The organism is Nocardioides sp. YIM 152588 (assembly GCF_040191335.1).
Taxonomy (GTDB): Bacteria; Actinomycetota; Actinomycetes; order Propionibacteriales; family Nocardioidaceae; genus Nocardioides.
In genome coordinates this window covers 44,974-71,472 of sequence record NZ_JBEGDJ010000021.1, presented here as the reverse complement: position 1 = coordinate 71,472, position 26,499 = coordinate 44,974, and the positions used below count along the sequence as shown (strand labels likewise).

The 26,499-nt window shown below is 75.5% G+C and carries 23 protein-coding genes; 10 read left to right on the top strand and 13 right to left on the bottom strand.

From position 1 onward, the window contains the following. Positions 1–1,014 (bottom strand): P1 family peptidase (locus ABLM29_RS12200; protein WP_349714383.1); only part of this gene is annotated, 1,014 nt, incomplete at its 3' end. 48 nt (positions 1,015–1,062) lie between these two features. Between ABLM29_RS12200 and ABLM29_RS12195 the strand changes: the two genes are divergently transcribed. Then, positions 1,063–2,154: an arginase family protein gene (locus ABLM29_RS12195; protein WP_349714382.1), complete on the top strand. Its 1,092-nt coding sequence runs from the start codon at positions 1,063–1,065 to the stop codon at positions 2,152–2,154. 21 nt (positions 2,155–2,175) lie between these two features. On the opposite strand, the gene ABLM29_RS12190 is transcribed toward ABLM29_RS12195, so the two are convergent. Continuing rightward, a complete protein-coding gene (locus tag ABLM29_RS12190; RefSeq protein WP_349714381.1) occupies positions 2,176–3,024 on the bottom strand; it encodes a universal stress protein in 849 nt (282 codons plus the stop codon). Positions 3,025–3,095: 71 nt separating this feature from the next. Next, complete coding sequence (locus ABLM29_RS12185) at positions 3,096–4,151, bottom strand: class I fructose-bisphosphate aldolase (protein ID WP_349714380.1); 1,056 nt, start codon at positions 4,149–4,151, stop codon at positions 3,096–3,098. A gap of 159 nt (positions 4,152–4,310) precedes the next feature. Between ABLM29_RS12185 and ABLM29_RS12180 the strand changes: the two genes are divergently transcribed. Both ABLM29_RS12180 and ABLM29_RS12175 read left to right on the top strand, forming a co-directional pair. Continuing rightward, a complete protein-coding gene (locus tag ABLM29_RS12180; protein WP_349714385.1) occupies positions 4,311–5,666 on the top strand; it encodes a phosphoribosyltransferase family protein in 1,356 nt (451 codons plus the stop codon). Further along, complete coding sequence (locus ABLM29_RS12175) at positions 5,663–6,988, top strand: erythromycin esterase family protein (RefSeq protein ID WP_349714379.1); 1,326 nt, start codon at positions 5,663–5,665, stop codon at positions 6,986–6,988. The genes ABLM29_RS12180 and ABLM29_RS12175 overlap by 4 nt, the downstream gene beginning before the upstream one ends. 4 nt (positions 6,989–6,992) lie before the next feature. On the opposite strand, the gene ABLM29_RS12170 is transcribed toward ABLM29_RS12175, so the two are convergent. Genes ABLM29_RS12170 through ABLM29_RS12150 form a run of 5 tightly spaced genes read right to left on the bottom strand, consistent with a single transcriptional unit; the run spans position 6,993 to position 10,438 of the window. Continuing rightward, positions 6,993–7,187 (bottom strand): ferredoxin, encoded by a 195-nt coding sequence (locus ABLM29_RS12170; protein ID WP_349714378.1) that lies wholly within the window; start codon positions 7,185–7,187, stop codon positions 6,993–6,995. Then, a complete protein-coding gene (locus tag ABLM29_RS12165; RefSeq protein ID WP_349714377.1) occupies positions 7,184–8,422 on the bottom strand; it encodes an NADH-ubiquinone oxidoreductase-F iron-sulfur binding region domain-containing protein in 1,239 nt (412 codons plus the stop codon). Before ABLM29_RS12165 ends, ABLM29_RS12170 begins: the two co-directional genes overlap by 4 nt. Next, the gene (locus tag ABLM29_RS12160) at positions 8,419–8,988 is read right to left on the bottom strand and encodes a ferric reductase-like transmembrane domain-containing protein (protein WP_349714376.1); all 570 of its coding nucleotides are present in this window, start codon (positions 8,986–8,988) and stop codon (positions 8,419–8,421) included. The genes ABLM29_RS12165 and ABLM29_RS12160 overlap by 4 nt, the downstream gene beginning before the upstream one ends. Beyond that, positions 8,985–9,944, bottom strand: a complete 960-nt coding sequence (locus ABLM29_RS12155; protein WP_349714375.1) for an FAD:protein FMN transferase — start codon at positions 9,942–9,944, stop codon at positions 8,985–8,987. Before ABLM29_RS12155 ends, ABLM29_RS12160 begins: the two co-directional genes overlap by 4 nt. A 2-nt stretch (positions 9,945–9,946) precedes the next feature. Then, positions 9,947–10,438, bottom strand: coding sequence for a hypothetical protein (locus ABLM29_RS12150; RefSeq protein WP_349714374.1), 492 nt, complete (start codon positions 10,436–10,438; stop codon positions 9,947–9,949). Positions 10,439–10,571: 133 nt separating this feature from the next. On the opposite strand from ABLM29_RS12150, the gene ABLM29_RS12145 reads away from it, so the two are divergent. Next, a complete protein-coding gene (locus ABLM29_RS12145; protein ID WP_349714373.1) occupies positions 10,572–11,072 on the top strand; it encodes a hypothetical protein in 501 nt (166 codons plus the stop codon). A gap of 19 nt (positions 11,073–11,091) precedes the next feature. Here the strand turns inward: ABLM29_RS12145 and ABLM29_RS12140 are convergent, their stop codons facing one another. Next, a complete protein-coding gene (locus ABLM29_RS12140) occupies positions 11,092–12,360 on the bottom strand; it encodes a HAMP domain-containing sensor histidine kinase (RefSeq protein WP_349714372.1) in 1,269 nt (422 codons plus the stop codon). Further along, positions 12,360–13,052, bottom strand: coding sequence for a response regulator transcription factor (locus ABLM29_RS12135; protein WP_349714371.1), 693 nt, complete (start codon positions 13,050–13,052; stop codon positions 12,360–12,362). The genes ABLM29_RS12140 and ABLM29_RS12135 overlap by 1 nt, the downstream gene beginning before the upstream one ends. Before the next feature lie 74 nt (positions 13,053–13,126). Between ABLM29_RS12135 and ABLM29_RS12130 the strand changes: the two genes are divergently transcribed. Further along, positions 13,127–13,714 (top strand): hypothetical protein, encoded by a 588-nt coding sequence (locus tag ABLM29_RS12130; RefSeq protein WP_349714370.1) that lies wholly within the window; start codon positions 13,127–13,129, stop codon positions 13,712–13,714. Positions 13,715–13,776: 62 nt separating this feature from the next. Here ABLM29_RS12130 and ABLM29_RS12125 read toward each other — a convergent pair whose 3' ends face one another. After that, positions 13,777–17,346, bottom strand: a complete 3,570-nt coding sequence (locus tag ABLM29_RS12125; RefSeq protein ID WP_349714369.1) for an indolepyruvate ferredoxin oxidoreductase family protein — start codon at positions 17,344–17,346, stop codon at positions 13,777–13,779. Further along, on the bottom strand, positions 17,343–18,431 hold the full coding sequence (locus ABLM29_RS12120; RefSeq protein ID WP_349714368.1) for a Glu/Leu/Phe/Val dehydrogenase dimerization domain-containing protein: 1,089 nt from the start codon (positions 18,429–18,431) through the stop codon (positions 17,343–17,345). Before ABLM29_RS12120 ends, ABLM29_RS12125 begins: the two co-directional genes overlap by 4 nt. A 157-nt stretch (positions 18,432–18,588) precedes the next feature. Here ABLM29_RS12120 and ABLM29_RS12115 point away from each other — a divergent pair, with 157 nt between their 5' ends. Beyond that, the gene (locus ABLM29_RS12115) at positions 18,589–19,038 is read left to right on the top strand and encodes an Lrp/AsnC family transcriptional regulator (RefSeq protein ID WP_349714367.1); all 450 of its coding nucleotides are present in this window, start codon (positions 18,589–18,591) and stop codon (positions 19,036–19,038) included. Positions 19,039–19,392: 354 nt separating this feature from the next. On the opposite strand, the gene ABLM29_RS12110 is transcribed toward ABLM29_RS12115, so the two are convergent. Next, positions 19,393–19,827, bottom strand: coding sequence for a VOC family protein (locus ABLM29_RS12110; protein ID WP_349714366.1), 435 nt, complete (start codon positions 19,825–19,827; stop codon positions 19,393–19,395). 58 nt (positions 19,828–19,885) lie between these two features. Here ABLM29_RS12110 and ABLM29_RS12105 point away from each other — a divergent pair, with 58 nt between their 5' ends. From ABLM29_RS12105 to ABLM29_RS12090, 4 genes are all read left to right on the top strand, one after another. Then, on the top strand, positions 19,886–20,953 hold the full coding sequence (locus ABLM29_RS12105) for a LacI family DNA-binding transcriptional regulator (RefSeq protein ID WP_349714365.1): 1,068 nt from the start codon (positions 19,886–19,888) through the stop codon (positions 20,951–20,953). A 97-nt stretch (positions 20,954–21,050) separates the two neighbouring features. Continuing rightward, positions 21,051–23,303 (top strand): cytochrome P450/oxidoreductase, encoded by a 2,253-nt coding sequence (locus ABLM29_RS12100; protein WP_349714364.1) that lies wholly within the window; start codon positions 21,051–21,053, stop codon positions 23,301–23,303. 5 nt (positions 23,304–23,308) lie between these two features. Continuing rightward, positions 23,309–24,241, top strand: a complete 933-nt coding sequence (locus ABLM29_RS12095; RefSeq protein WP_349714384.1) for an aldo/keto reductase — start codon at positions 23,309–23,311, stop codon at positions 24,239–24,241. A 34-nt stretch (positions 24,242–24,275) separates the two neighbouring features. Further along, entirely contained in the window at positions 24,276–26,480 is a 2,205-nt protein-coding gene (locus ABLM29_RS12090; protein ID WP_349714363.1) for a cytochrome P450, read from the top strand. Positions 26,481–26,499: the final 19 nt, after the last annotated feature.

Below are 26,499 nucleotides of genomic sequence, written 5' to 3'. Positions count from 1 at the left end.
GCTGGTGTGGCCGCTCCGGCCGACGGTGGTCGGGGCGGTGAGCATGGAGTTCAGGACGGCCTCCTCGGCGGCCTCGACGACGGCGGTGAACAGGGGGTCGATCCCGCGGCCGGTCAGTGCGACGCCGTCGGGTCGCTGGTCGCGGTCCAGGCGCAGGCCGGTGCCGAACGCCAGGAAGATCTCGCCGCTGCCGTGGTGGGCCACCGACCCCGTGCGGGCCAGCCCGAGCCCGACCCGGCGCGCGAGCCGGGCGCAGGAGGCGCCGTCGACCGGCGCGTCGGTGACCGCGATCCCGATGCAGGAGCCGGCGGGCCTCGCGGGCTGCGACGGCGGGTCGGCGGGCGCGGGCGGCAGCAGCCGGCCGACCGGGAGGCCGTCGACGACCAGCTCCTCGCGCGACCCGAAGTTGGTGAGCAGCAGGACGCCGACGGTGTGCCCCTCCGGCGTCACTCGCGACGCGGTGCCGATGCCGCCCTTGAAGCCGAGGCAGGACATGCCGGTGCCGGCGCCGACGGCACCCTCGCCCGGCGCGGCGGCCGATCCGCGGGACGCGAGCGCCGCGGCATGCGCCGCCCGTACCTCGTCGGCGGTCACGTGCATCCGGCGGCAGTCGTTGAGGAAGGAGTCGTCGCACTCGCCGACCACGGGGATGACCACGTCGTCGGCGACCGCGACGTCCCGCTCCAGCTCGATCTCGCACGCGGCGTCGTACACGCGGCCGAGCTGCAGGGTGGAGGTCAGGTAGACGGGCGTCTCGGCGGCGCCCCACTCACCCGCGGCGAGGAACCCGGTGCACTCGCCGGCGCCGTTGAGCACCGCGCCGCCGGCGGGCAGCGGGCGGCGGTAGGCGTCCTCGGCGAGCACCAGGCAGGTGACCCCGGTGCGGGCGACGAGCGGGTCGTCGCGGTGGATCGTCGCGTGGCCGACGCCGACCCCGGCGACGTCGAGCACGGAGTTGGTCGGTCCGGTCGGCAGGGCGCCGATCCGGATCCCCAGGTCACGAGCGCGCTGCATGGGGGCATCCTGCCGGAATCCGGGGTCGCGGGGTGGGATGCTCGGGCCGTGCCGAACCCCGCGACCGACTCCGCACCGATCCCCGCACCGATCCCCGTCGTCTGGTCCCCGTCCACCCGCCTGCACGTCCCGAGGCACGAGATCTGGCTCGGCGTGACCACCCTCGGGACGGAGGTCCCCGAGCGCGTCGACGCCATCCTCGGAGCGCTCGGCTCCCATCGGCTGCGCGAGGCGGTCGCCCACGGCGACGACCTCCTCCGTGCCGTCCACGACGCCGGCCTGCTGGAGTTCCTCGAGACCGCCGCCGAGGAGTGGGCGAGGGCGGGCTACGAGGAGGTGGTCGGCCAGGACCGGGTCGTCCCCTACTTCTTCGACACGCCGGCCCTGGTCGCCGGGATGCAGCCGACGCCGCCGGCCGCGCCGCACGGCCGCACCGGGCACTACTGCTACGACACGATGACGCTGGTCGGCCCGGGCACCTGGGAGGCCGCGCGGGCCGCGGTCGACGCCGCCCTGACCGCGGTCGACCTCGTGGTCGCGGGCTCGCGGTCGGCGTACGCGCTGTGCCGCCCGCCGGGCCACCACGTCACGCCCCTGGGCTACGGCGGATCCTGCTACCTCAACAACGCGGCCGTCGCCGCCGAGGCGCTGCGGGCGGCCGGGCACGAGAAGGTGGCGGTGGTCGACGTCGACGCCCACCACGGCAACGGCACCCAGGCCGTCTTCTGGGACCGCGCCGACGTGCTCTACGGCTCCGTGCACGTCGACCCGGCGGCCGGCTGGTTCCCGCACGTCTTCGGCCACGCCACCGAGACCGGCGCGGGCGACGGCGCCGGCGCCACCCGCAACCTGCCCCTGGCCGAGGGCACGGGCGACGACCCGTGGGTCGACGCGGTCACCGACCTCGCCGCGTGGACCGAGGCCGCCGGCGCGACCGCACTCGTCGTCTCGCTCGGCGTGGACGCCGCCGCCGACGACCCGGAGAGCCCGCTGCAGGTCACGGCGGACGGGTACGAGCGGGCCGGCCGGGCGCTCGGCGGCCTCGGCCTGCCGAGCGTGATCGTCCAGGAGGGCGGCTACCACCTGCCGACGCTCGGCGGGCTGGTCGCGGCGTACCTGCGGGGCCACGCCGCGGCCTGATCCGGGAGCGGATCCGCGGGCTCAGCGGACGACCGCGACGGGGCACTCGGCGTGCTGCAGGACGTGCTGGCTGACCGAGCCCAGCAGCAGCTCGGTGAAGGCGTCGCGGCCGCGGGAGCCCACGACCACCAGCGTCGCGGTGGCGCTGCAGTCGACGAGGAGCTGGCTGGGGCGCACCCCGATGGCCTCGTGCACGAGGTCGACCTCGGGGAACTCGGCGGCGCAGCCGGCGCAGAGCTCGGCGGCGGTCCGCTCCGCGTCCTCGTGGCGGCGCACCCGCCGGTCGATGTCGGCGTCGTCCAGCCCCAGCGACCGGGGGGTCGGCGAGGCGTAGGCGAGGACGCCGGTGACCCTCTCGCCCGTGTCCTGGGCTCGTTCGCAGGCGAATCGGAGGGCCTTCGCCGACTCCGCGGAGCCGTCGATCCCGACGACGATGCGGCGCGCGTGCGCCGCGCGGGTGGGACGCACGGTGATCACCGGGCAGCCGGCGTGGCGCGCCGCGTGCTGGCTGACCGAACCGGTCAGGGAGCCCGCCGCCAGACCGTGGCCGCTGCTGCCGACGACGAGCATGGCGGCCCCCGACGACGCCCGGAGCAGCTCGGGCACGGTCGGCCCACGCCGTACCGTCACGGCGCCATCGACGGTCCCGAGCTCCTCCAGCCGGCCGCGCGCCGCGGATCGCCGCCGCTCGACCGTGCGGTCCTCCGCCTCCTTGAAGTGGCCGACGACCGGATCCATGGCGCTGCCGACGACGACCACCTCGACCTGCCGGCCGCGTGGCGCCGCGCTCTCCGCGGCCCAGACGAGCGCGGCGTCGGCGTCGGGTGAGCCGTCGTAGCCGACGACGATGCGGGCAGCTCCGCCGGCCATGGGTCAGGCCTCCCGGAGGGCGGGCGCCCGGTCGACCAGCTGGTCCGGCGGCGGGACGGGCAGTGCCTCGTTCACCCCGTGGTCCTCGCGCCCTCGTCGTGCGACCTCGGGCCTTCGAGCTCCATGTCGGGGAAGTAGGAGCCGTGCCGTGCGATGCCGTTGAGCGCCGCCCGGCGCAGCAGCGCCTGCTGTGCCGCCGAGCGGTTCGCGTCGTCGCCCGCCCACGCCCGGAGCACCGGCCCCTGGAGCGCGCGCCCGAAGGAGAAGCTCAGCTGCCAGGGCTGGGGGCTGTGCCGGTTGAGGGCGTCGAGGCGGCTGGTCGCCTGGACGTCGGTCATGCCGCCGGAGAGGAACACGATGCCCGGTACGGCGGCGGGGACGGTGCGCCGCAGCACCTCGAGGGTCGTCCTGGCGACGGTGTCGTCGTCCGGCTGGGTCCGGCACCCCTTGCCGGCGACCACCATGTTCGGCTTGAGCAGGGTCGCCTCGAGCTCGACGTGGTGCCGGGCCAGCTGGTCGTAGACCGTGCGGAGCACGGCGGCGGTGACGTCCGCGCACCGGTCGAGGGTGTGCGTCCCGTCCATCAGCACCTCGGGCTCGACGACAGGCACCAGACCGGCCTCCTGCGCGAGTGCGGCGTACCGCGCCAGCGCGTGCGCGTTGGCCTCGATGCAGGTGGGGGTGGGCCGGTCGTCGTCGACCCGGATCACGGCCCGCCACTTCGCGAAGCGGGCCCCCAGGCCGACGTACTCCTCGAACCGCTCGCGCAGCCCGTCGAGGCCGGCGGTGACCACCTCGCCCGGGAAGCCGGCCAACGGCTTCGTGCCGGCGTCCACCTTGATGCCGGGGAGGAAGCCGCCCTCGTGGAGCACGTGCGGGAAGGGGCGCCCGTCGGTCGAGGCCTGGCGGATCGTCTCGTCGAAGAGGATCACCCCGCTGACGTGCTGCGCGAGCCCCGGAGTGGTGAACAGGATCTCGCGGTACCCGCGTCGCACCGGCTCGGTCGACTCGACGCCGATGCTCGCGAGGCGCTTCGCCATGGTGGGGGTGCTCTCGTCGGCGGCCAGGATCCCCTTGCCGGGGGCCACCAGCTCCAGCGCCGTGTGCCGCATCGGTGCACTGGTCATCGCGACCGGACCTCCTCGTCCTTCTGTGCTCAGGATCGCCGCGGGCGGCCGCGCGCGCCAGGGGACTTCGGGGCTGCGCGCGGTGACCAAGGCCTCTTCGGCCCAGCACCCTGCGGGCGGAGGGTGGAGGTGCCGGGGAGCACGGTTGGGGTGGTGGCCATGGCAGTCTCGGGCAGCGCGCGGTTCGCGGACCGCACGGACGCCGGACGGCGGTTGGGGCTGCGCCTGGAGCACCTGCGGGGCGAGGACGTGGTGGTCCTCGGCCTGCCCCGCGGCGGGGTGCCGGTGGCGTTCGAGGTCGCCGACGAGCTGGGCGCGCCGCTGGACGTGATCGTGGTGCGCAAGCTCGGCCTGCCGTTCCAGCCCGAGGTGGCGATGGGCGCGATCGGCGAGGGCGGTTACGAGGTCCTCGACCGGGCCCTCATGGCCCGGGCGGGCGTGTCCGAGCGGGAGCTCGGTCGGGTCGAGGCGCGGGAGCGCGCCGAGCTGGAGGCCCGGGTGCGACGGCTGCGCCGGGGCCGCGAGCCGCTCGACCTGACGGGACGCGTCGCGGTGGTCGTCGACGACGGGATCGCGACCGGCTCCACGGCGCGGGTCGCCTGCGAGGTCGCGCGCCACCTCGGCGCGCGCCGCGTCGTCCTCGCCGTCCCGGTCGGCCCGCCGGAGGCGGCGCGGGGCGTGGCCGGCGCCGACGAGGTCGTCCTGCTGCGGACGCCCACGCCGTTCCTCGCGGTGGGCCACCACTACCGCGACTTCTCGCCGACCAGCGACGAGGAGGTGGTCGCGCTCCTCGCCCGGGCGGCCCGGGTCGCCCGGGCGCGCGCCGCGGAGGAGGCGGCCGACTGCGACATCGACGTGGAGATCCCGGCCGACGGCGTCGTCCTGCAGGGGCACCTGCACCTGCCGGCCCGGCCCACCGGCGTCGTGGTCTTCGCGCACGGCAGCGGCAGCAGTCGCCACAGCCCCCGCAACCGGTACGTCGCCTCGGTCCTGTACGACGCGGGGCTGGGCACCCTGCTGCTGGATCTGCTCACCCCGGACGAGGAGCGGGACCGGGCCAACGTCTTCGACATCGAGCTGCTGGCCGGCCGGCTCGCCGCGGCGGTCCGCTGGGTGCGCGAGCGGCCGGACGCCGCCGGCGCCCCGGTGGGACTGTTCGGTGCGAGCACCGGGGCCGGCGCGGCGCTCTGGGCGGCGGCGGATCCACGGCTGGGCGTCGCCGCCGTCGTGTCCCGCGGCGGGCGCCCCGACCTGGCGGGCCCGCGCCTGAGCTCGGTGACGGCGCCGACGCTGCTGATCGTCGGTGGCGCCGACACGGCGGTCCTGCGCCTCAACGACGCGGCGGCCGCCGAGCTGGGCGGGGTCGGCCGGGTGTGGGTCGTGCCGGGGGCCACCCACCTGTTCGAGGAGCCGGGCACCCTGGCCGAGGCGGCCCTGCTGGCCCGGGACTGGTTCCTTCGGCACCTCGCGGGGCGGGCGGCACCCACCGCGCCGTCGGAGGAGGCGGGGAGATGAGCCTCGGCCGGAGCGACTGGCTCGACCACGCGGCGATGGCCGAGATCAGGGAGCTGGCGCGGCCGCTCACCGGCCTCGCCGACCTCGATCCGCTGGTCGAGCTCCTGGGCCCGGTCCGCTTCGCCTGCCTGGGCGAGGCCTCGCACGGCACCCACGAGTTCTACCGGTGGCGCGCGGACCTGAGCCGCCGGCTGATCCAGGAGGAGGGCTTCACCTGGATCGGCGTGGAGGGTGACTGGCCCGACTGCTGGCGGATCAACCGCTGGCTCCGGGGCGACGTGGACGCCGACCGCACCGCCCGCCAGGTCCTCACGGGCTTCGAGCGCTGGCCGACCTGGATGTGGGCGAATGCCGAGGTCGCCGACTTCCTGGACTGGCTCCACGGGTGGAACCTCGCACGGCCCGCCGACCGCCGCGTCGGGTTCTACGGCCTCGACGTCTACTCGCTGTGGGACTCGCTGCGGGAGATCATCGCGTGGCTGGACGAGCACGCTCCCGACGCCGTGGCGCAGGCATTGGAGGCCTGGCAGTGCTTCGTGCCGTACCGCGAGGATCCGCACCGCTACGCCTGGGCGACCCGCCTCGTGCCGGAGTCGTGCGAGGACGAGGTCGTCGCTCTGCTGGAGCAGGTCCGCCGGCGCACGCAGGCGCTGGCGGCGGGGAGCGACGAGGGGGCCTTCAACGCGGCCCAGAACGCCGAGGTCGCGGCCGACGCGGAGGACTACTACCGGACCATGGTCCGCGGCGACCGCGAGTCCTGGAACATCCGCGACCGCCACATGACCGCCACCGTCGAGCGGATCGCGGGGCACCTCGGGCCGGCGGCCAAGGGGTTGATCTGGGAGCACAACACCCACGTCGGTGACGCCCGCGCGACGGACATGGCGCGGGCCGGGATGGTCAACGTGGGGCAGCTGATGCGGGAGCGTCATCCCCGCCGTGAGGTCGCGCTGATGGGCTTCGCCGCGCACCGGGGCTCCGTGCTGGCGGCGTCGGCCTGGGGCGAGCCCGAGGTCGCGCTGTCGGTGCCCGCCGCCCGCGCCGGCAGCCACGAGGACCTCCTCCATCGGGCCCTCGGGCGGCCCGCGGTCCTCGTGCTCCCGCAGGACCGCCCCGGCCCCTGGCTCACCGCGCCGCGGGGGCACCGTGCGATCGGCGTCGTCTACGACCCCCGCCGCGAGGCGGGCAACTACGTCACCACCGTGATCGGCCAGCGGTACGACGCGCTGGTCTGGCTCGAGGGGACCGCGGCGCTGCGACCGCTCCACCACGAGGCGCCACCGGGTGAGCCCGAGCTCGAGACGGAGCCGTCCGGGATGTAGCGGTTCAGTCGACGATCCGCAGCGCCAGCCGCGGGCAGGCGCGGACGGCCGCGCGGGCGTCGGCGAGGAGGGCGTCCGGCACGGCGTCGGTGACGATCGGGTAGCCCCACTCGTCGAGGTCGACGACCTCGGGCAGCAGCTCGTGGCACAGGCCCCGCGCACGGCAGGCCGGCCAGTCCACGCGCAGTCGCCGGCTCACGGGGCCACCCCCGCGCGGGTGGTGGCGACGCAGGCGCCGTCCCGGTGGGCCGCGACCTCCGCGGGCAACGCGGTGAAGAGGGAGCGGACCATCCGCACGGTCCCGTCGGGGTGCGCGCACGCGCCGCGCCGGGTCAGCAGCCCGGCGAGCTCGTCGACCCGGGCCGCCGTGTCGCGGCCCTGCCAGGCGGCGCGCACCGCGTCGGCGAGGGCGGGCAGGCCGTTGACGCACGGCCCGCACCGGCCGGCGCTCTGCCCGGCGAGGTAGTCGACCACGGCGCTGGTGAAGCCCAGCGGGCAGCCGGCGGTGGCCGGCACGTGGACGATCCCCGCCCCGAGCGGCAGCCCCGCGGCGGCCATCCCCGGCACGGAGACCGGCGTCCCGGCGAGCAGCCCCCAGGTCGTCCAGGCGCCGTGGAAGCCGCCGACCAGCACCGCGGCACCGGCCGGCAGCGGCGGCAGCACGTCGCCGAACGAGGTCCCGAACGGGACCTCCCGGACCTCCGGGTCGGCGCCGTGGCGGCTGTGGGTGAGGAGCGTGGTCCCCGGCTCGGCGCCGGTGCCCAGGCGCCGGTACGCCGGCTCGCCGGCGAGCACGAGCCGGCCGACCTGCGCCCAGGTCTCGGCGTTGGACAGCAGCGTCGGGCGCCGGCGGTACCCCTCGACGGCCTCGGGCGCCCACGCCGTGACGGGGAGGTTGGTGCGGCCCGACATCAGCTCGACGACGGCCCGGGCCTGCCCGGCGACGAAGCGCGGATCGGCGGTGTGCGTCCGCAGCCGGACCTTGTCGTGGCGCTCGTCGACCGCGGCCAGCATCCGGAGGCGTGCCATCGGCCGGTCGCCGGGCAGCACCAGGTGGACCTCCCGCGCTCCGAGCGCGCGGGCCGTGGCCACGGCGCCGTCGAGCACCAGGTGCGGTGCGGAGAGCGCGAGGGCGCTGTCCTTGGCGCTGGCCGGCTCGCCCTCGCTGAGGTTGACGACCACCACGGGGCGCCGCCCGCGCGCGGCGGCCTCCAGCTTCGTCGCGAACGGGAACGCCGCGCCGCCCCGGCCGCGCAGGCCGACGGCGCTGACCAGGCGGTGGAGCTCGTCCAGCGTGGGCGTCGGCAGGTCGCCGTACCGCGCCCGGTGGGCAGGCAGCGACGGGCCGTCGGCGACCCCGGCCAGGAGGGCTGGCCCGGGGTGGACGCCGACGCGGACGGGGATCGGCACCGGCGAGGCGGCCGACCCGGTCATGCCGCCCTCCCCAGCTCGGGGACGCGGGGCCGCCGGACCGCACGGGCGACCCGGACCGCGAGGGCCAGCATGACCGCGGACGCGCAGGCGGCGACGGGAAGCACGGCCAGGCCATGTGGATCCGCGAGGTCGGTGCCGATGCCCACGGAGTGCGCCATCGCGACGGTCCAGGCCAGCCAGGAGATCAGGTGGGTCGCGCGCCAGGCGCGGTGCGGCAGCCGGGTCCGGAGCAGGCTGGTCAGCACCACCACGGCGATCAGGTCGAGGGACACGGCGCCCAGCCCCAGCCAGAGCGGCTGGTAGGTCGCGCCGACCGGCACCACCGCCTGCCACCACCGGATGTCGACGTAGGTGTCGACGACCGCGGTCGCCACGTGGACCGCCAGCGCGACCACCGAGACCAGCGCGAGGTTGCGGTGCAGCGACTGGGTCACGAACCGCGGCAGGCCGCGGCCGGGTCGCCCGCCGAGGGCGAGCACGCCCAGGACGACGCTGAGCGTCAGCAGCACGAGGACCACCACGCCCGTGGCGCGGTTGAGGTACCAGAGCAGGGGGCCGTCGGTCATGCCGTGCCTCCCGCCGCACACCCGGCTGTGGTCCCGGTCGGGCACCCGGCCGTGCCGGCGGGCCAGGCGCCGACCGTCCGCACGGCTCCGTCGGTCGCGACCAGCCGGGCGGTGACGCCACGCTCCGCGAGCCAGCCGGGCGCCTCGTCGCCGAGCACGATGGAGGCCGTGCTGGCGCTGTTGGCGGCCGAGCAGGTCTCGCCGGTGGCCGTCACCGTGCGCCACACCTCGCGCGCCGGACGCCCGGTGCGGGGATCCAGCACGTGGTGGTGGCGGGAGCCGGTCCTGGTCCAACGGCGGACCCGGGTGCTCGACGTGGCCAGGCCGCCGCGGTCCAGCCCGACGAGTACGTCGGCGGCGGCCCCGGGACGCTCGGAGATCGCCACCGACCACGGGGTGCCGTCGGGCCGGGCGATCCGCAGGTCGCCGCCGACGCTCACGATCGCGGAGGAGCGGAGGTGCAGGTCGCACGCGGCGGCGACCAGGTCCGCCGCCCACGCCTTGCCGGTCGCCCCGAGGTCCAGGGACGTGCCGTCGGGGATCCGCAGCGCCCCCGCGGGGTCGGCCTCGATCCGCTCCCAGGCGCCGAGGTCGGGCGGCTCGGTCTCCGTGACCGTCGATCCGTCGTCCTCGACCAGCGCGCCGAAGTCCCGGTCGTAGCCGAGCTCGATCAGCTGCCGGCCGAGCAGGGGGTGCACGAGGCCGCCGGTGGCCCGGGCGGCCGCCACGGCGACCGCGACGCCGGAGACCAGCAGCGGGTCGACCTCCACCCACCGGCCGGGGTGCGCGTTGACCCGGGAGAGGTCGGAGTCGTCCCGGAACCGGCTGCAGGTCGCGTCCACGTCGGCGAGCACCTGGTCCGCCAGGCCCCGTGCCGGCGACAGGTCGTCCGGGTCGCGCACGGCGAGGAACACCGAGGTGCCCAGCGCCTCGAAGGTGACGGAGGAGGCGGCCATCGTCACGAGCCGCTCGACGGGGCCGGCGGCGGCGCCGGGGGTGGCGCGGGGGCGGGGGCCGGAGCCGGCGCGGGGTTCGCCTGCGGTGCCGGTGCCGGGGCGGGTGCGGGGGCCGGCGCGGGGTTGCTGAGGGGCGTGGTGCCGGTCGATCCGCTGACGGTGCCACCGGGTGAGGTCATGGTCGCCGAGCCGGCGGCCGCGACGTACCGGGTGGTCACGCGGGTCCGGGTCGGCCGCTCGCGCAGCACGATCCGGGGTCGCTGCCGGCGGTCCTCCTTCCGGGCGACCCGGGCGGCGCGATCGGCACCGGCGGCGGTGCCCTGCTGCGCGCCCTGTGTCGCCTGGTCCTGCGCGGCCTGCTCCTGGGCGGTCGCGTCCTGCGCGGCCGCCCCGGCGAGCCATCCGGTCGCGGTGATCGCCCCGGCGGCGACGGTGGCCGTCGCCGCCGACACGGCGAGGCGGTACCGGTCACGGGTCCGGGCGTCGTAGCTCATGGAGGAGGACGGTGCCGGAGAGCGTGGCAAGGTGTCCTCATCGCTCCGTTAAGTCCACGTCAAGGCATTCCTTGACGTGGACTTGAGGAGGTCACGAGGCGCGGTTATCGGGTCCCGGCGCATCCTGCCCCCCATGAAGACGATCGCCGCCGGCGTCACGTCGGCCATCCTCGCCGCCGGTGTGGCCGGCTCCGTCGTCGCCTACCGCAGCCAGGCGGTCGGGCCGACGTCGGACCAGCCCGCACCGGCCGTCCACTCCGAGCGGGCCGCGCCGGCGGAGCCGCGCCGGACCCGGGTGCGGTGGGCGCCCTGCCCGGGCGACAGCCGGCTCGAGAAGGGCGTCTGCGTCACCCACGTCGTCCGGACCGTGCTGGTGCCCGTGGATCCGCCGGCCGCGCCCGCCGCCGCGCCGGCCAGCCCGGCTCCAGCGCCGCCTCCGGCCGCGCCGGCCGCGCCCGGGGCGGACGACGGCGGCTCCGACGGCCGGGACGACGGGGGCGACGACGTGGTGGACGAGTCGTGGGAGCACGAGCCCGAGGACGAGGGCGAGAGCGAGCACGAGGGGGAGGACGATGGCGGCGGCGAGCACGAGGGCGAGCACGAGGGCGAGCACGAGGGGCCCGAGGACGACTGAGGCCGGTCCCGGCCCCGCCTCACCCGGCCACGAGGGGCAGCCGCACCTCGACCTGCGCGCCGCCCTCGGCGCTGGCGCCGACCGTCAGCCCGCCGCCGGCGCCGCCGGCGGTACGGGCGGCGATGTCGAGTCCCAGGCCGGTGCTGCCCACCCGCTCGACCGGTCCGTCGGCCAGGCCGGGCCCCGCGTCGGCGACGGTCAGCACGACGCCGTCGCCCTCGGCGCGCAGGTCGATCCGCATCGCGCTGCCCTCCGGGGTGTGCGCGAAGACGTTGTCGAGCAGCACGTCGACCAGGTCGCGGAGGTCCTCGTCGGCGAGCGGGACGGGGAGGTCACCGTCCGGCAGGGAGACCGTCATCGCGCGCGCCTGGTCCTCGGCGAGCGGGCGCCAGAACTCCATCCGGGCGCGGACGGTCGCGACGGCGTCGCACCGCGCCGCCAGGTCCGTGCGGACCGGGCGCCGCGCCTCGCGCACGATCGCGTCGATGGTGCGCTGGAGGACGGCGATGTGGGCCTGCAGGCGCTGCGCGACCTCGGCGTCGCTGACGGCCTCCGCGTCCAGGCGGAGCGCGGTGACGGGGGTGCGGAGCCGGTGGGACAGGTCGGCGACGGCGGCCCGCTCGACGGCGAGGAGCTCGACCGTGCGCTCGGCCAGCCCGTTGAGCGCGCGGGCCAGCTCCTGCGTCTCGTCGGTCCCGCCGACCTCCGCCCGCGCGGCGAGGTCGCCGTCGCTCAGCCGATGGGCCGTCGCGGCGACCTCGCGCAGCGGCTCGCTGATGCGCCGTCCCGACCGCCACGCCACCCAGGCCGCCGCGGCGAGCAGCAGGGCGCACACCCCGATGATGCCGGCCCACGCGCCGGCGACGCCGCGGTGCAGGTCCGCCTCGGTGACGCTGGAGCGCACCACTTGGGTCCCGGTGTCCAGGATGACCGGGAGCAGCACCCGCCCGCCCTCGTCGTCGACCACCGTGAACGCCTCGCCCTCGCGGGCCCGCAGGACCTCGGGGTCGTCGGCGAGGTCGTCGCCGCCACCGAGCTGGCGGCCGTCGGAGGTCAGCACGCCGGTGGTGGGGATCCCGCGGCTGTCGATGTCGGCCACCAGGTCGGCCAGCTGGGGGTCGTCGCCCAGGCCCGAGACGAGGATCGCGACGTTGCGCGCCTCCTGGTCCGCGGCGGCCATCGCACGGTCCTCCGCGAGGGTCCGCACGAGCAGGCAGAGCGGCACCACGAACGCGATCACGATCGTCGACGTCGCGGCGACGACGAGCCATGAGATCCGGCGCTGCATCACGCGTCGGGGGAGTCGGGGTCGACCAGGCGCAGGCCCACCCCGCGGACGCTGACCAGGTAGCGCGGGTCGGCCGCCGTCTCGCCGAGCTTGCGCCGCAGCCACGAGACGTGGACGTCGACGCTGCGGTCCGGCCCGCCCGCGGGCAGCTGCCAGACCTCGGCCAGCACCTCCCGCTTCGTGACCACCTGCCCGCGTCGCGAGGCGAGCAGGGCGAGCAGGTCGAACTCCTTGCGCGACAGCTCGAGCACCGCGCCGTCCAGCGTCGCGCGCCGCGTCGTCTCGTCGATGACGAGGCCACCCACCTTGATCACCGAGGGCGTCAGGTCCCGGCCGCCCCGCCGTACGACGGCGCGCACCCGCGCCTCGACCTGGTCGGTGCCGAAGGGCTTGACCACGTAGTCGTCGGCCCCGCGGTCCAGGGCCCGGACCATCGTCGGGTCGTCGTCCTGCGCGGTGATCACGATCAGCGGCACGTCGCTCGCCGCGCGGATCATCGAGATGAGGGTCAGCCCGTCGATGTCGGGAAGACCCAGGTCCAGCAGCACGGCCTGCGGCCGCTCGCGGATGATGTGCTCGAGACCGGCGAGCCCGGTGCCCACCGCCTCCACCGCGTGCCCGCGCTCCCGGAGCCCGCGGGTCACCGCCGTCCGGATCGCTTCGTCGTCCTCGACGACGAGGATGCTGGTCATGCTGGAACCGTAGCCGCACCGGGCCCGCCGCCAGGGCCGAAGTACTGTCCGGAGTACCCGGGAAGGAGGCGCCGATGACCCGGCCACGCGTGCTCGCCGCCCTCGTCGTCTGGGCGGTCGTCGTCGCCGGCGTGTCGGCAGCGGTCTGGGCGGTGATCTCCCGGGCGGGCAGCGAGCTCGTGGAGTCCCAGCAGCCGCTCGTCGCCACCACGGGTCCCGTCGCGACCACCGGCCCCGTCGTCGCGTCGCCGTCGCGGTCGCCCGCGCTGCACCCCTCACGCACCCCGTCGACGTCCGGCGGTGGGGCACCGACGGTCGCCGCCCCGGGTGCGGTGGAGCCGGAGGACTCGGAGGAGTCGTCGGCGGCACCCGCACCGGCCACGCCGTCGACCGCGCCGTCGACGGCCGCCGCACCCGCCCCGGCCACGCAGCAGCGCACCTGGCAGGGAGCCGCGGGCGTGGTCACAGCCGCCTGCCAGGGCTCGACCATCCGGCTGGTCTCGGCGCAGCCCGCGAACGGCTACCGGGCCCAGGTCGGCGGCGGCTCCGGCGAGCTGGAGGTCGAGTTCGAGCGTGAGGGCGAGGACGGCGGCGACGCCAAGGTGGTCGCACGCTGCGCGAGCGGGGCGCCGGTCTTCTCCGTGCGCGCCGAGGGCGACTGACGCCGCCCGGCGCGTGCGGGACCCCGGGCCTCCCGCACGCGCCGAGCGCGTCCTCTCGCGGCTCAGCCCGCGGCGGGCTCGCCGAGCACCGGGGGAGTCGCGATGCCCTCCGCGTGCAGCGCGGCGACGTACCGCGCGACGTTGCGGAGCTTGACCGTCTCGTAGCCGCGGACGATCTCGGGCAGCTCGGCCAGGCGCACCACCCGCTCGTACCCCTCCGCGTCGAGGGAGGCGGCCAGATCGGCGACGAGGTCGCGGTAGTGGTCGCGCAGCGCGCGCTCGACCTTGCGCAGGTGCGCCTGGCCGAACAGGTCGGCACGGGTGCCGCGCAGGCGCTTCATCCGGGCCAGCGCGCGCAGGCTGCCGTGCGATCGGGGGCCGAAGGCGATCTTCTTCTCCCGGCCCATCGCGCGCAGCACCGGCGGGTGGAGGTTGAAGGAGACGGTGCCGCCGGGGAACGCGCCGCCGGTCTCAGCGAGGAACGCCGGGTCGGTGAGGAGGCGGGCGACCTCGTACTCGTCCTTGTACGCCGTCAGCGCGAACAGCTGGCGGGCGACGGCCTCGCTGAGCCGGGTCTCGGTGGTCACCGCCCGCTCGGCGGCGGCGACCCGGGCGACGAGGTCGACGTAGGCGTCGGCCAGCCGCTCGTCCTGGTAGGCGACCAGGTCGGCGGCGCGGCGGGTGACCAGTCGGAGCACCTCGCCGTCGAGCCCGGCGGCGGCGACCGACGCGGGCACCGGCACCTCGGGGGTGGGGGAGAGCGGGGCCGCCGCCGCTCCGGCGGCCTTGAACGCCGCGGGGTCGGCCACCGCGACGCGGCCCCAGCGGAAGGCGGCGACGTTGGCCGCGACCGCGGTCCCGTTGATCCCGATGGCCTCCTCGATGGCCGCGGCGGGGAGCCGGAGCGCGCCGGTCTGGTACGCCGCGCCGACGAGGAGGAAGTTCGCGGCGACGGTGTTGCCGAAGATCCGCTCGGAGGCCTCGAGCGCGTCGAGGTCGACGAGATCGGTGGCGGCGGTCCGCACCCGGGCGAGCAGGTCCGCCTCGTCGGGGTGCCGGACGGCGGGGTCGTAGACCATCGCGCCGGTCGCGGTGCGGCTGGTGGAGACGACCGCTCGGGTGGCACGGGCGTCGCCGTAGGCGAGGTTGCGCTCCTCGGCGAGGGTGAGCAGGTCGAAGCCGAGGAAGCAGTCCGCCGAGCCGGGGGTGAGCCGGTTCGCGGGCTCCAGGCCGTCGGCGTCGCCCGCGCCGAAGCGCAGGTGGCCGGTGACCGGGCCCGCCTTCTGGCTGAGGCCGGTCTGGTCGAGCGACTCCACGGCGTACCCGGCGCGCAGCGCGGCGGTCGCCAGCACCTGGTTGACCGTCACGATGCCGGTGCCGCCGATGCCGGTCATGAAGACGTTCTGCGTGCCCGTGACCGCCCCCTCCGCCGCGCTCGGCGCGACGGTCGGCGGCGTGGGGAACGAGCGCCGCGCGGCCTTCCGGGCGTCCCTCCGGGCGTCCCTCCGGGCGGCACGGCGCGACCGCGGCGCCGTCTCCACCGTCACGAAGGACGGGCAGTCGCCGTCCAGGCAGCTGTAGTCGGTGTTGCAGGAGGTCTGGTCGATCCGCGTCTTGCGGCCGTACTCGGTCTCCACCGGCTGCACGGAGAGGCAGTTGCTCTTCGCGCCGCAGTCGCCGCAGCCCTCGCAGACGGCCTCGTTGATGACGACCCGCTTCGTGCGCTCGGGCAGCCGGCCGCGCTTGCGCTGGCGGCGGGCGTCCGCCGCGCAGTGCTGGTCGAAGATGAGCACCGTGACGCCGGGGGTCTCGCGCAGCAGGCGCTGTGCCTCGTCGAGGCGGTCGCGGTGCCAGAGCAGCGTGCCGGGCGCGAGGTCGCGGCGGCGGTGGCGGCCCGGGTCGTCGGCGCAGACCACGATCCTGCGCACGCCCTCGGTGCGGAGCTTGTGGGTCAGCTGCGGCACGGTCAGCGCGCCCTCGGCGTCCTGGGCGCCGGTCATCGCGACGACCTGGTTGTAGAGCACCTTGTAGGTGATGTTGACCCCGGCCGCGATGCAGGCCTGCACGGCGAGCTGGCCGGAGTGGAAGAAGGTGCCGTCGCCGACGTTCTGGAAGACGTGCTCGGCGTCGGTGAACCAGGACTGCCCGATCCACTGCGCGCCCTCGCCGCCCATCTGGGTGACGCCCGTGACGGCGCTGTCCTCGCGGTCGGAGACCGTGACCATGGCGTGGCAGCCGATGCCGCCACCGCCCATGGAACCCTCGGGCAGCGCGGTGGATCGGTTGTGCGGGCAGCCGCTGCAGAAGTACGGCGACCGGCTGGTCGACAGCAGCGGGAGCGGGATGCGCTTCGGCGCGGGCGGAGTGATGGTCACGCTGCCCTGGAGCAGGTGGCGCAGGGGCGCGAGCAGGCGGCCCGCGGTGAGCTCGCCGTCGGCGGGGATCAGCGCGCGGCCGTCGGCGTCCCGCTTGCCGAGGATCCGCGGCGCACCGGGCGTCCCGTAGAGGATCTCGCGCACCTGGGTCTCGATGAACGAGGTCTTGTCCTCCACGACCACGATCCGGTCCAGGCCCTCGGCGAAGCGGTGGACGGTGGCGGGGGAGACCGGGCTCATCAGGCCCAGCCGCAGCAGCCGGATCCCGGCGCGGTCCAGGTCCTCGTCGCCGACGCCGAGGTCGGCCAGCGCCTGGCGCAGCGAGTCGTAGCAGCTGCCGGAGGCGACGAAGCCGACGGTCGCTGCGGCCGGGTCGACGTCGAGCACGTCGAGGCCGTTGGCGTCGGCGTACGCGCGGACCAGCGCGGTGCGCGGTCCGACGAGCTCGGCCTCGGCGCGGACGATGGCGTCGGGGCGGACCACCATCGGGCGCTGCTCGTAGGTGTAGGGCCTGCCGTCCCACTCGATCGCCGGGGCGACGGGCCGCAGGTCACCGACGCCGGGCTCGACCACCCAGCCGCCGTCGGCGACGTCGGCGACGATCTTGAGCGCGACGACGCAACCGGAGGCGCGCGACATCTCGACGGCGTGCAGGCCGAGCGTGACGACCTCCGCTGCGTTGCGCGGGAAGAGGACCGGGATGCCGAGGGCGGCCAGCGACCGCTCGCTGACGGCCGGCACGGTCGAGGACTTGGATGCCGGGTCGTCGCCGACGAGGAGCACGGCGCCGCCGCGGGGGTGGACGCCGTACATGTTGGCGTGGCGCAGGGCGTCGGTCGCGCGGTCGACGCCGGGGCCCTTGCCGTACCAGAAGCCGGTGACGCCGTCGTGGGTCGCGGTGCCGAGCGGGAGGTCGATCTGGCTGCCCCACACCGACGTCGCGGCCAGCTCCTCGTTGAGGCCCGGGACGAACCGGATGTCGGCGGCGTCGAGGACGTCGGGCATCCCCGCGAGCAGCCGGTCGAGGCCGCCGAGCGGGCTGCCCTGGTAGCCGGAGACGAACGACGCGGTGCGCAGCCCGCGGCGGCGGTCGAGGGCGTGGTGCTCGACCAGGAGCCGCGCGATCGCCTGGACGCCGGTCAGCAGCGTCCGCGGGGCGCCCGGCCGGAACCGGTCGTCGAGGTCGTACGGCGTGCTCGGGGCCGTCGTCGGGGTCGCCGGCGTCGTCGCGGTCGGACGGTCCAGGAGCTCGGTCACGCGCCGACCTCCTCGGTGTCGACGGAGCTCGATGCCGCGGCGAGCCGCTCGGCCACGATCTCGTCGGCGACCTGGCTCGGCAGTCGGCCGCTGTCGTCGCAGCGGCGCAGGATGGCCCGGACGGTCTCCCCGATGGCGGCCACGTCGCCGCGCACCTGGTCCGCGGTGCGCTCCCAGATCTCGCCTGCGACCTGGATCAGGCCGCCTGCGTTGGCGACGTAGTCGGGCACCCAGGTGATGCCGCGGACCTGGAGCTGCGGGGCGACCGAGGGGTCGAGGAGCTGGTTGTTGGCGGCGCCGCACACGATGGTGGCGCGGAGGTCGTCGACCGAGGCCGGGGTGAGCGTGGCGCCGAGCGCGCAGGGCGCGTAGACGTCCACGGGTGCGTCGAGCACGGAGTGGCGCGCGGTGACCTGCGGGTGCCGCTCGAGGACGTCGGTGAGCGCGGTCGCGGAGCGGTCGGCGACGATGACCTCGGCGCCCTCCTCGAGCAGCAGCGCCACCAGTCGCGCGCCGACCTTGCCGAGGCCCTCGACCCCGACCCGCCGGCCCCGCAGGCCGGCGCCACCCCACCGGTGCTCGGCCGTCGCCCGCATGGCGCTGAAGACGCCGTACGCGGTGGAGAACCCGCTGTCGCCGGAGCCGCCGTTGTGGCCCACGACGTACCGGGTCGCGGTGGCGACGACGTCGAGGTCCTGGGCGGTGGTGCCCACGTCGGCAGCGGTGAAGTACTGCCCGGCGAGGGAGTCGACGAAGCGGCCGTAGGCGGCCAGCAGCTCGGGGGTCTTCGCGGTCGCGGGGTCGCCGAGGATGACGGCCTTGCCGCCGCCGAGCGCGAGCCCGGCCGCGGCCGCCTTGTGGGTCATGCCCTCCGAGAGCCGCAGCACGTCGGTCAGCGCCTCGGCCTCGGAGCCGTAGGGGTAGAACCGGGTGCCGCCGAGCGCGGGGCCGAGCCGGGTGTCGTGGATCGCGACGATCGCCCGCAGACCGGTGGCGGGGTCGTGGCAGGTGAGGACCTGCTCGTGTCCGGTGGCGGTGCCGTCGAGGCGCTCGACGGCGAGGGGGGCTGCGGTGGCGACGGTCAACGTTCCTCCAGGCGCGGTGGGGTGGTGAGAGGAGCGTCGCGGGACCGTGGGGTGGGTCACAAGCAAGATCGTCCGGTTGAGCGAGGATTCGCAATCGATGCGACGGCCGATTCACGCTGCGCGCAACGAATGACCAGTCTGGGATATCTTCTGTTGCGTGACTGAGCAGGCCACCCTCGATGACACCGACCGCGCGATCCTCGACCTGCTGCGCGAGAACGCCCGGCGCCCGCTGCGCGAGGTGGCCCGGTCCGTCGGACTGACAGTGGCGCCGGTGCAGCGCCGGATCGCCCGGCTCGAGCGGCTGGGGGTGATCGAGCGCTACACGGTCCAGGTCAACCACGGCCGGATCGCGACCGGCATCGAGGCGATGTGCGAGCTGCACTTCACCGACGACCTCGACCTCGCCCAGATCATGGAGTTCGTCGCCAACATCTCCGAGGTCCAGGAGGTCCTCACCCTCGCCGGCGACCCGGACGCCCTGGTCAGGATCCGGGTGGAGGGCGTCGAGGACCTGCGGCGGGTCGTGAGTGCGCTGCGCGCCGGCAAGGCGGTCGCCAGCACGAAGACGCTCGTCGTGCTGGAGCAGTGGACCCGGCTGGGCTGACCGGCCGACCGACACGCGGGGGCATAGGTCGGGCTGTAACACGCGGTCCGCTGCTCTGATCGGCCGTTGACGGTGCTTCGAGCCCGTTGCGGCGTACTGAAACCAACGCAGGCAGCCGTGCAGTGCGGTGGACGGCGTGTTACATCCCCGCCCGGCGCCGGGTCGGCGTCGTGTGCCTGAGGCATCGGGATAGAGGGCCCTCAGGCACACAACCCAGTCCGCACCCGCCCCCGAGTCGCGTCGTGTGCCCCAGGCATCGGCATTGCGGGTTCTCAGGCACACGACCCACCCCAGCGCCGCTGGCAGCGGAACATCCCGCAGGCCCAACGACACCCGGTCGCCCCGCCGCCGCGCTCAGTCGAGGCAGAACTCGTTGCCCTCGACGTCCTGCATGACCAGGCAGGACTCGTTCACCCCGTCGGCGCGCAGCAGGTGGACCCGCGTGGCGCCCAGCGCCTCCAGCCGCTCGCACTCCGCCTCCAGCGCCGCCACCCGCTCCTCGCCGACCAACCCTGTCCCGACCCGCACGTCGAGGTGCACGCGGTTCTTCACGACCTTCTCCTCGGGGACGCGCTGGAAGAAGAGGCGGGGGCCGGTGCCCGACGGGTCGACGCACGCGTACGCCCCGTCCTGCTGCTCCGGCGGCAGCGTGGCGGCGAACGCCTCCCAGCTGTCGAAGCCGGGCGGTGGCGGCGGGATGACGTAGCCGAGCACCTCGCACCAGAACCGCGCCACGCGCTCGGGCTGGGCGCAGTCGAACGTCACCTGGACCTGCTTCACCGGAGGCATGCCGACAGGCTAGGACGCGCCGCCGACATCGACTGCGGGTGCCGGGGAGGGCGGTAGCGTGAGCGCGCGGATCCGCGACCCGTGCCGCCGGAGCGGCCGGGGAGCCCGAGGAGGAGGTGGCGTCCTGCGCGAGCCGACCATGGCCGACATCGCCGCGCACCTCGGCGTCTCGCGGCAGCTGGTCTCCATCGTCCTGCGCGACATGCCCGGGGCGAGCGAGGAGACCCGGGCCCGGGTGAAGGAGGCCGCCCGGGAGCTGGGCTACCGCCCGCACCAGGGCGCGCGGATGCTGCGCCAGTACCGTCGGCGCCAGCTCGGCGTCACCTTCTCGCCGTCCAACGCCACCGAGTCCGACATCGTCGAGGCGATCTACGCGGCGGTGGAGGAGCGGGGCCTGCAGGTGGTGCTGAGCGCCCAGACCCGCTCGCGCACCACAGTGCAGGCGGTCGAGGAGCTCCTCGGCTACCGCTGTGCCGCGATGGTGCTGATCGGCCCCGAGCTCGGCACGGCGGCCATGGCGGACGTCGCCGAGCGCGCCGGGGTGCCGGTCGTCGCTGTCGCCCAGGGCGAGGAGGCGACGGCGTACGACGTCGTCCGCTCGGCCGGCGGCTCCGGCATCGAGAAGGTCGTGCGCCACCTGCTCGAGCTCGGCCACCGCGAGCTGACGTATGTCGACGCGCCGGCGATGCCGCCGTCGGCCGACCGCCGGTCGGGCTACGAGCGCGCGGTCGCAGCGGCGGGCCTGGCCGCGGACGTCGTCGAGATCGACGGGCCGGACTACACCGAGGAGGCCGGCGCCGAGGCCGGACGCCGACTCCTGTCCCGCCCGCACCTGCCCACCGGCGTCCTCGCCTGCAACGACCAGGTCGCCGTCGGTGTGCTCCAGGTGCTGAGCCGGGCCGGGGTCCGGGTGCCCGGCCAGGTGTCGCTGACCGGCTTCGACGACAGCAGGGTCGCCGCGCTCTCCTCGGTCGACCTGACGACGCTCCGGCAGGACCCCGACGAGATGGGCCGGGCCGCCGTGGAGGCGGTGCTGCGCAGGATCGACAAGCCGACCGCCCTGCCCGAGGTCCACGTGGTCGAGCCCTCGTTGGTGGTGCGGAGCAGCACCGCGTCGCCGCGATAGTCCGGGTGCCCTGACCTGGCCCTGGACGAGCGGAACGTGACGTGATTCACTAGCACGTGCTAGTACCTCGATCGGATCCCCCCACGCCGGAGTCGACATGACCCTCATCTCCGAACCCGCCGGCACGACCACCGCCGCGCACGCGTCGAACGTCTACTTCGACCCGCTGTCCTACGCGGCCTACGACCACCCCTACGAGGCCTACCGCCAGCTGCGGGACCACGCGCCCGTCTACTACAACGAGCGGCGCAACCTGTGGGTCGTCTCCCGCTACGAGGACGTCCGCGCCTGTCTGCGCAACCACGACCAGCTGGTCAACAAGTACGGCAACGACATCGACGGCACGCACGACACCTACGGCGTCGGGATGCTGGTCTGCCAGGACCCTCCCCACCACACGGTCCTCCGCGACGCCATCCGGAAGTGCTTCGGCGGCCGGGAGGTGATGGCGATGGAGGAGCGGATGCGGGCGACCGCGCGCGACCTCCTGGCCCGGTTCCGCGAGCGCGGGAGCGGTGACTTCACCGAGGACGTCGCGCTGCCGCTGGCCTTCGACGTCGCGCTGCGCCTGGTGGGCGCGCCCGCCGAGGACGCGCCGTACTTCGTCGCGCACCTGCACCGCGCGATGGCCCGCACCGTGGGTCGGCTCGGGGTCCCCGACGACGCCGGCGCCGCGAACCGGGAGTCCGAGGAGCACCTCGCCGAGATCGTCGCGGCCCGGCGCGAGGCGATCGCGGCCGGGGCGGACGCCGACCGGCCCGACGCGATCAGCCAGATCCTGCTCGCGGTGGACCGCGAGCGCGTCGACCCCGCCGAGGTCGTGGGCCTCGCCCACCTGGTGCTCTCGGCGGCGACCGACGCGCCGGCCGCCCTGCTCAGCAACTGCGTGGCCGTCCTCGACCGGTTCCCGCACCTCCAACGACACCTGGCCGAGCACCCGGAGAAGATCGCCGCCTTCGTGGAGGAGGTGCTGCGCTTCGACGGCCCCGCCCAGAACCTGTCCCGGCAGACGGTCGCCGAGGTCACGGTGGCCGGCACCACGATCCCCGCCGACGCGCGGGTGATGCTGCTGCTGGCCTCCGCCAACCGCGACGAGCGGGCCTTCGCCGACCCGGACACCTTCGACGTCGACCGCGTGGTCGAGCCCGAGCGGAAGATCGTCGCGTTCGGCGACGGCATCCACTCCTGCATGGGCGCGCCGGTGGCCCGGATGGCCGCCCGGGTCATGCTGGAGGAGCTGCTGGACGGCACCGAGGTCCGGGTCGTCGGCTCCCCGGAGCGCTGGGTCAAGCAGATGGTCCGGGGCTTCGCGCGGCTCCCGCTCGAGGTGGTCACCGGGCCCGACGAGCAGCTGACCGGAGCCATCGCGCACCACTCGACGACGCTGACGCTCACCCCGTCGCGGCAGCAGGCGGTGACCGAGGCCGTCGTCGCCGGCAAGCGCCTGGCCGCCGAGGGCGTGGTCGAGCTGGTGCTGCGTCCCGCCGGGGACGAGCCGTTCCCGGCATGGACCCCGGGCGCGCACGTGGACCTGATGATCGACGGCGCGCCGACCCGGCAGTACTCCCTGTGCGGCTACCCCGAGGACGCCGGCCGGTACCGGCTCGGCATCCTCCACGACGCGGGCGGCCGCGGCGGCTCGCGCTACGTGCACGACCGGCTGGCCGCGGGCGACACCGTCCGCGTGCAGGGGCCGCGCAACAACTTCCCGCTCGTCGAGGCCCCGCGCTACCTGTTCATCGCGGGTGGCATCGGGATCACCCCGCTGCTGCCCATGATCCGGGAGGCCGACCGGGTGGGCGCCGACTGGAGGCTCGTCTACGGCGGCCGGACGCGCGCGTCGATGGCCTTCCTGGACGAGCTCGCACCCTACGGCGACCGGGTCTCGGTGCGGCCGCAGGACGAGACCGGGCTGCTCGACCTGGCGTCGCTCCTGGGTGAGCCGATCGAGGACGGCAAGGTCTACTGCTGCGGTCCCGAGCCGCTGCTCGCGGCCGTCGAGAAGGCCTCGGCGCACTGGCCGGAGGGGTCGCTGCACGTCGAGCGCTTCGTGGCCAAGCCGTTGAGCGAGCCGGTGCTCGCGGGCCCGTTCGACGTGCGCCTGGCCCGCAGCGGGCTGACCCTCACGGTCGGCCCCGGCACGTCGGTGCTGGAGGCGGTCCGGGCCGCCGGCGTACCGGTCCTGTCGTCGTGCGCGGAGGGCACCTGCGGGACGTGCGAGACCACGGTGCTGGAGGGCACGCCCGACCACCGCGACTCGGTGCTCGACGAGGAGGCGCGGAAGGCCGGCGACTGCATGATGATCTGCGTCTCCCGATCCTGCGGTCCCCGCATGGTGCTCGACCTGTGAGCACCATGGCCTACCGCCCGCTGGGGCGGACCGGGGTGGAGGTCTCCGCCGTCTCGCTCGGCACCGGCTCGCTCGGCGAGATGTTCGGGCCGCTGCCGGAGGCCGACGCGCTCAGCCTCGTCGACGAGGCGCTCGACGCGGGCATCAACCTCGTCGACACCTCGCCCTACTACTGCAGCGCCGAGGAGCGGCTCGGCAAGGCGCTGACGCCGGCCAAGCGCGACGGGGTCGTCCTGGCGACGAAGGCCGGACGCTACGGCCCGACGGACTTCGACTTCTCCCCGGCGCGGATCCGCCGCAGCCTCGAGGAGAGCCTGCGCCGGCTGGGCACCGACCACGTCGACGTGCTCCAGCTCCACGACGTGGAGTTCGTCGACCTCGACCCCGTGCTCAGCGACTCGGTCGCGGAGCTGCTGCGCCTGCGGGAGGAGGGCAAGTGCCGGTTCATCGGCATCACGGGCTACCCGCTCGGCACCTTCACGCGGGTGCTGACCGAGGCGCCGGTCGACGTGGTCCTGACCTATGCCAAGGGCACGCTGCTCGACGACTCGCTCACCACGGACCTGCTGCCGCTGGCGGAGGCCCGGGGGATCGGTGTGATGAACGCGGCCGCCGTGGCGCTCGGGCTGCTGTCCAGGCGCGGCACCCGGTTCGAGCAGGAGCACCCGGCCCCCGAGCCGGTACGGCGCGCCGCCGCCGCGATGGTGGCCCTCGCCGAGGAGGCGGGCGTCGACCTGGCCTTCCTCGCCAACCAGTACGCGGTCCAGCGCAGCGGGGCGCCGACCACGGTCGTCGGCGTCGGCCGTCGGGAGCACCTCCGCTCGGCGCTCGACGCGGTCCGCACGCCGATCGACCAGGAGCTGCTGGACCGCTTCCTCGCCCTCCGCCCGCCGCCGGACCGGCGGCGCTGGCGGGTCGGCCTGCCGCAGAACGCCTGACCGCCCCCTTCCACCACCGAACCGGAGCGCCGCGATGACCGCCACACGCCTCGAGTACGACCCCTTCTCCGACGCCTTCAAGGCCGACCCGTTCCCGGTCTACGAGTCGCTGCGCGAGCAGACGCCGGTCTTCCGCAGCGACCGGTGGGGCTGGTGGGCGATCTCCCGGTACGACGACGTGCGGGCCGCGGCGCTGGACTCGGCGACGTTCTCCTCCCGCGACGGCATCGACATCGACGACACGGCCACCGACCAGGCCGGGCCGGGCTTCCTGCCCGACCTGGACAACCCGCGCCACGACCAGATCCGCCGCCTCGTGCAGCCGTTCTTCCTGCCCCGCCGCATCGCCGAGCGCGAGGACGCGATCCGGGCCGTGGTCCGCGAGCACGTCGCGCCGTGGCGCGAGCGCGGCTGGGTCGACCTGGCGCAGGAGCTCGCGTGGCCGACGCCGAACGACGTCTTCTTCGCCGTGCTCGGCCTGCCCGGGCGGCACGACGACCCCGAGACCCGGGCCCGGCTCGACGTCTGGGTCCACCAGCTCAAGGACCGTCGGCCGGGCGACCCGCGGCTGACGGCGGAGGCGCGCGTCGCCACCGTCGGCATCCGGGACTACTTCGCGGACCTGCTCAACGAGCGTCGGCGCCGGCCCCGCGCCGACGTCGTCTCCCACCTGGTGCGGGCCGAGATCGACGGTCGCCCGTTCGCGGACGAGGACGTCACCGCCGCCTCCGAGGTGCTGGGCCTGATGATGGTGCTCTTCCTCGGCGGCGTCGAGTCGACCGCCGGCCTGATCGCCACGACGTTCAAGCTGCTCGCCGAGAACCCCGACCAACGTGAGCTGGTGCTCGCCGACCCGTCGCTGATCCCCTCGGCCGTCGACGAGGCGGTCCGCTGGAACAGCCCGCTCCAGCTCGTGGGCCGGACCGCGACGCGCGACGTCACCCTGCACGGGGTGACGATCCCCGAGGGGGACCGGGTCGTGCTCGTCTACGGCGCGGCCAACCGAGACCCGCGCCGATTCGTCGACCCGGACCGCTACCTGGTCACCCGCGGGCGCTTCAACCACCTCGGGTTCGGCGAGGGGCTGCACGGCTGCCTGGGCCGGCCGCTGGCCCTGCTGGAGACCCAGATCGCCCTGGAGGAGGCGCTCCCGGTCCTGGGCCGCTACGAGCTCGACGGCGAGCCCGAGCGCTACCGGAGCACGCCGAACATGCACGTGTGGTGGCACCTGCCGCTGCGGTTCACGCCGCCGGCCGCGCGCGGGGAGTCCGGCGAGGCGATCTCGCGGCTCACCGGCGAGACGATGACCGAGGCCGTGGTCGTGGCCAAGGAGCAGGCCGCCGACGGCGTCGTCGCGCTCACGCTGCGGCCGACCTCGGGGCGGCCGTTCCCCGCCTGGACGCCGGGCGCCCACGTCGACCTGGCGGTGCCGGGCGTGCCCACCCGGCAGTACTCGCTGTCGGGCGACCCGGCCGACCTGTCGACGTACCGGCTCGGGGTGCTGCGCGAGCCCGCGAGCCGCGGCACGTCCGAGCACGTCCACGCCCGGCTGGTCCCCGGGGACGTGGTCCGGGTCGTCGGCCCGCGCAACCACTTCCGCCTGGCCGACGCCCCGCGCTACGAGTTCATCGCCGGCGGCATCGGGATCACGCCGATCCTGCCGATGATCCGGGAGGCCGACGCCCGCGGGGCAGACTGGCACCTCACCTACGGCGGCCGGACGAGGGCGTCGATGGCCTTCCTCGACGAGCTCGAGGCGTACGGCGACCGGGTGACCGTCGTCCCCCAGGACGAGACGGGGCTGATCGACCTGGCCGCCATCCTCGGGAGCCCGCGGGAGGACACGAAGGTCTACTGCTGCGGTCCCGGGCCGCTCCTCGACGCCGTGGAGGCCGCGTGCGCCCCGTGGCCGCGGGGGTCGCTGCACACCGAGCGGTTCGCGGCCAAGCCGCTGACCGACCCCGTGCGCGCCGACGCCTTCGAGGTGGAGCTCCGCGCGAGCGGGCGCACCGTCACCGTCGCGCCGGGCGTCTCGGTGCTCGACGCGGTGGCCGACGCCGGCGTGCCGACCGTCTCCTCGTGCCAGGAGGGGACCTGCGGGACGTGCGAGACCACGGTTCTGGAGGGGGTCCCGGACCACCGGGACTCGGTGCTCGAGGACATGGAGCGGGAGGCCGGGGACTGCATGATGATCTGCGTCTCCCGCTCCTGCACCGCCCGGCTGGTCCTGGACCTGTAGAAGGTGCCCGCGCGGCGAG

Excerpts from the sequence above, each read along its gene's own strand:
- ABLM29_RS12160 (WP_349714376.1), bottom strand. The coding sequence starts at position 8,988 with ATGACCGACGGCCCCCTGCTCTGGTACCTCAACCGCGCCACGGGCGTG.
- ABLM29_RS12185 (WP_349714380.1), bottom strand. The coding sequence starts at position 4,151 with ATGACCAGTGCACCGATGCGGCACACGGCGCTGGAGCTGGTGGCCCCC.
- ABLM29_RS12135 (WP_349714371.1), bottom strand. The coding sequence starts at position 13,052 with ATGACCAGCATCCTCGTCGTCGAGGACGACGAAGCGATCCGGACGGCG.
- ABLM29_RS12165 (WP_349714377.1), bottom strand. The coding sequence starts at position 8,422 with ATGACCGGGTCGGCCGCCTCGCCGGTGCCGATCCCCGTCCGCGTCGGC.
- ABLM29_RS12090 (WP_349714363.1), top strand. The coding sequence starts at position 24,276 with ATGACCGCCACACGCCTCGAGTACGACCCCTTCTCCGACGCCTTCAAG.
- ABLM29_RS12180 (WP_349714385.1), top strand. The coding sequence starts at position 4,311 with ATGGCAGTCTCGGGCAGCGCGCGGTTCGCGGACCGCACGGACGCCGGA.
- ABLM29_RS12130 (WP_349714370.1), top strand. The coding sequence starts at position 13,127 with ATGACCCGGCCACGCGTGCTCGCCGCCCTCGTCGTCTGGGCGGTCGTC.
- ABLM29_RS12095 (WP_349714384.1), top strand. The coding sequence starts at position 23,309 with ATGGCCTACCGCCCGCTGGGGCGGACCGGGGTGGAGGTCTCCGCCGTC.
- ABLM29_RS12150 (WP_349714374.1), bottom strand. The coding sequence starts at position 10,438 with ATGAGCTACGACGCCCGGACCCGTGACCGGTACCGCCTCGCCGTGTCG.
- ABLM29_RS12155 (WP_349714375.1), bottom strand. The coding sequence starts at position 9,944 with ATGGCCGCCTCCTCCGTCACCTTCGAGGCGCTGGGCACCTCGGTGTTC.
- ABLM29_RS12140 (WP_349714372.1), bottom strand. The coding sequence starts at position 12,360 with ATGCAGCGCCGGATCTCATGGCTCGTCGTCGCCGCGACGTCGACGATC.
- ABLM29_RS12190 (WP_349714381.1), bottom strand. The coding sequence starts at position 3,024 with ATGGCCGGCGGAGCTGCCCGCATCGTCGTCGGCTACGACGGCTCACCC.
- ABLM29_RS12110 (WP_349714366.1), bottom strand. The coding sequence starts at position 19,827 with ATGCCTCCGGTGAAGCAGGTCCAGGTGACGTTCGACTGCGCCCAGCCC.
- ABLM29_RS12100 (WP_349714364.1), top strand. The coding sequence starts at position 21,051 with ATGACCCTCATCTCCGAACCCGCCGGCACGACCACCGCCGCGCACGCG.
- ABLM29_RS12145 (WP_349714373.1), top strand. The coding sequence starts at position 10,572 with ATGAAGACGATCGCCGCCGGCGTCACGTCGGCCATCCTCGCCGCCGGT.
- ABLM29_RS12175 (WP_349714379.1), top strand. The coding sequence starts at position 5,663 with ATGAGCCTCGGCCGGAGCGACTGGCTCGACCACGCGGCGATGGCCGAG.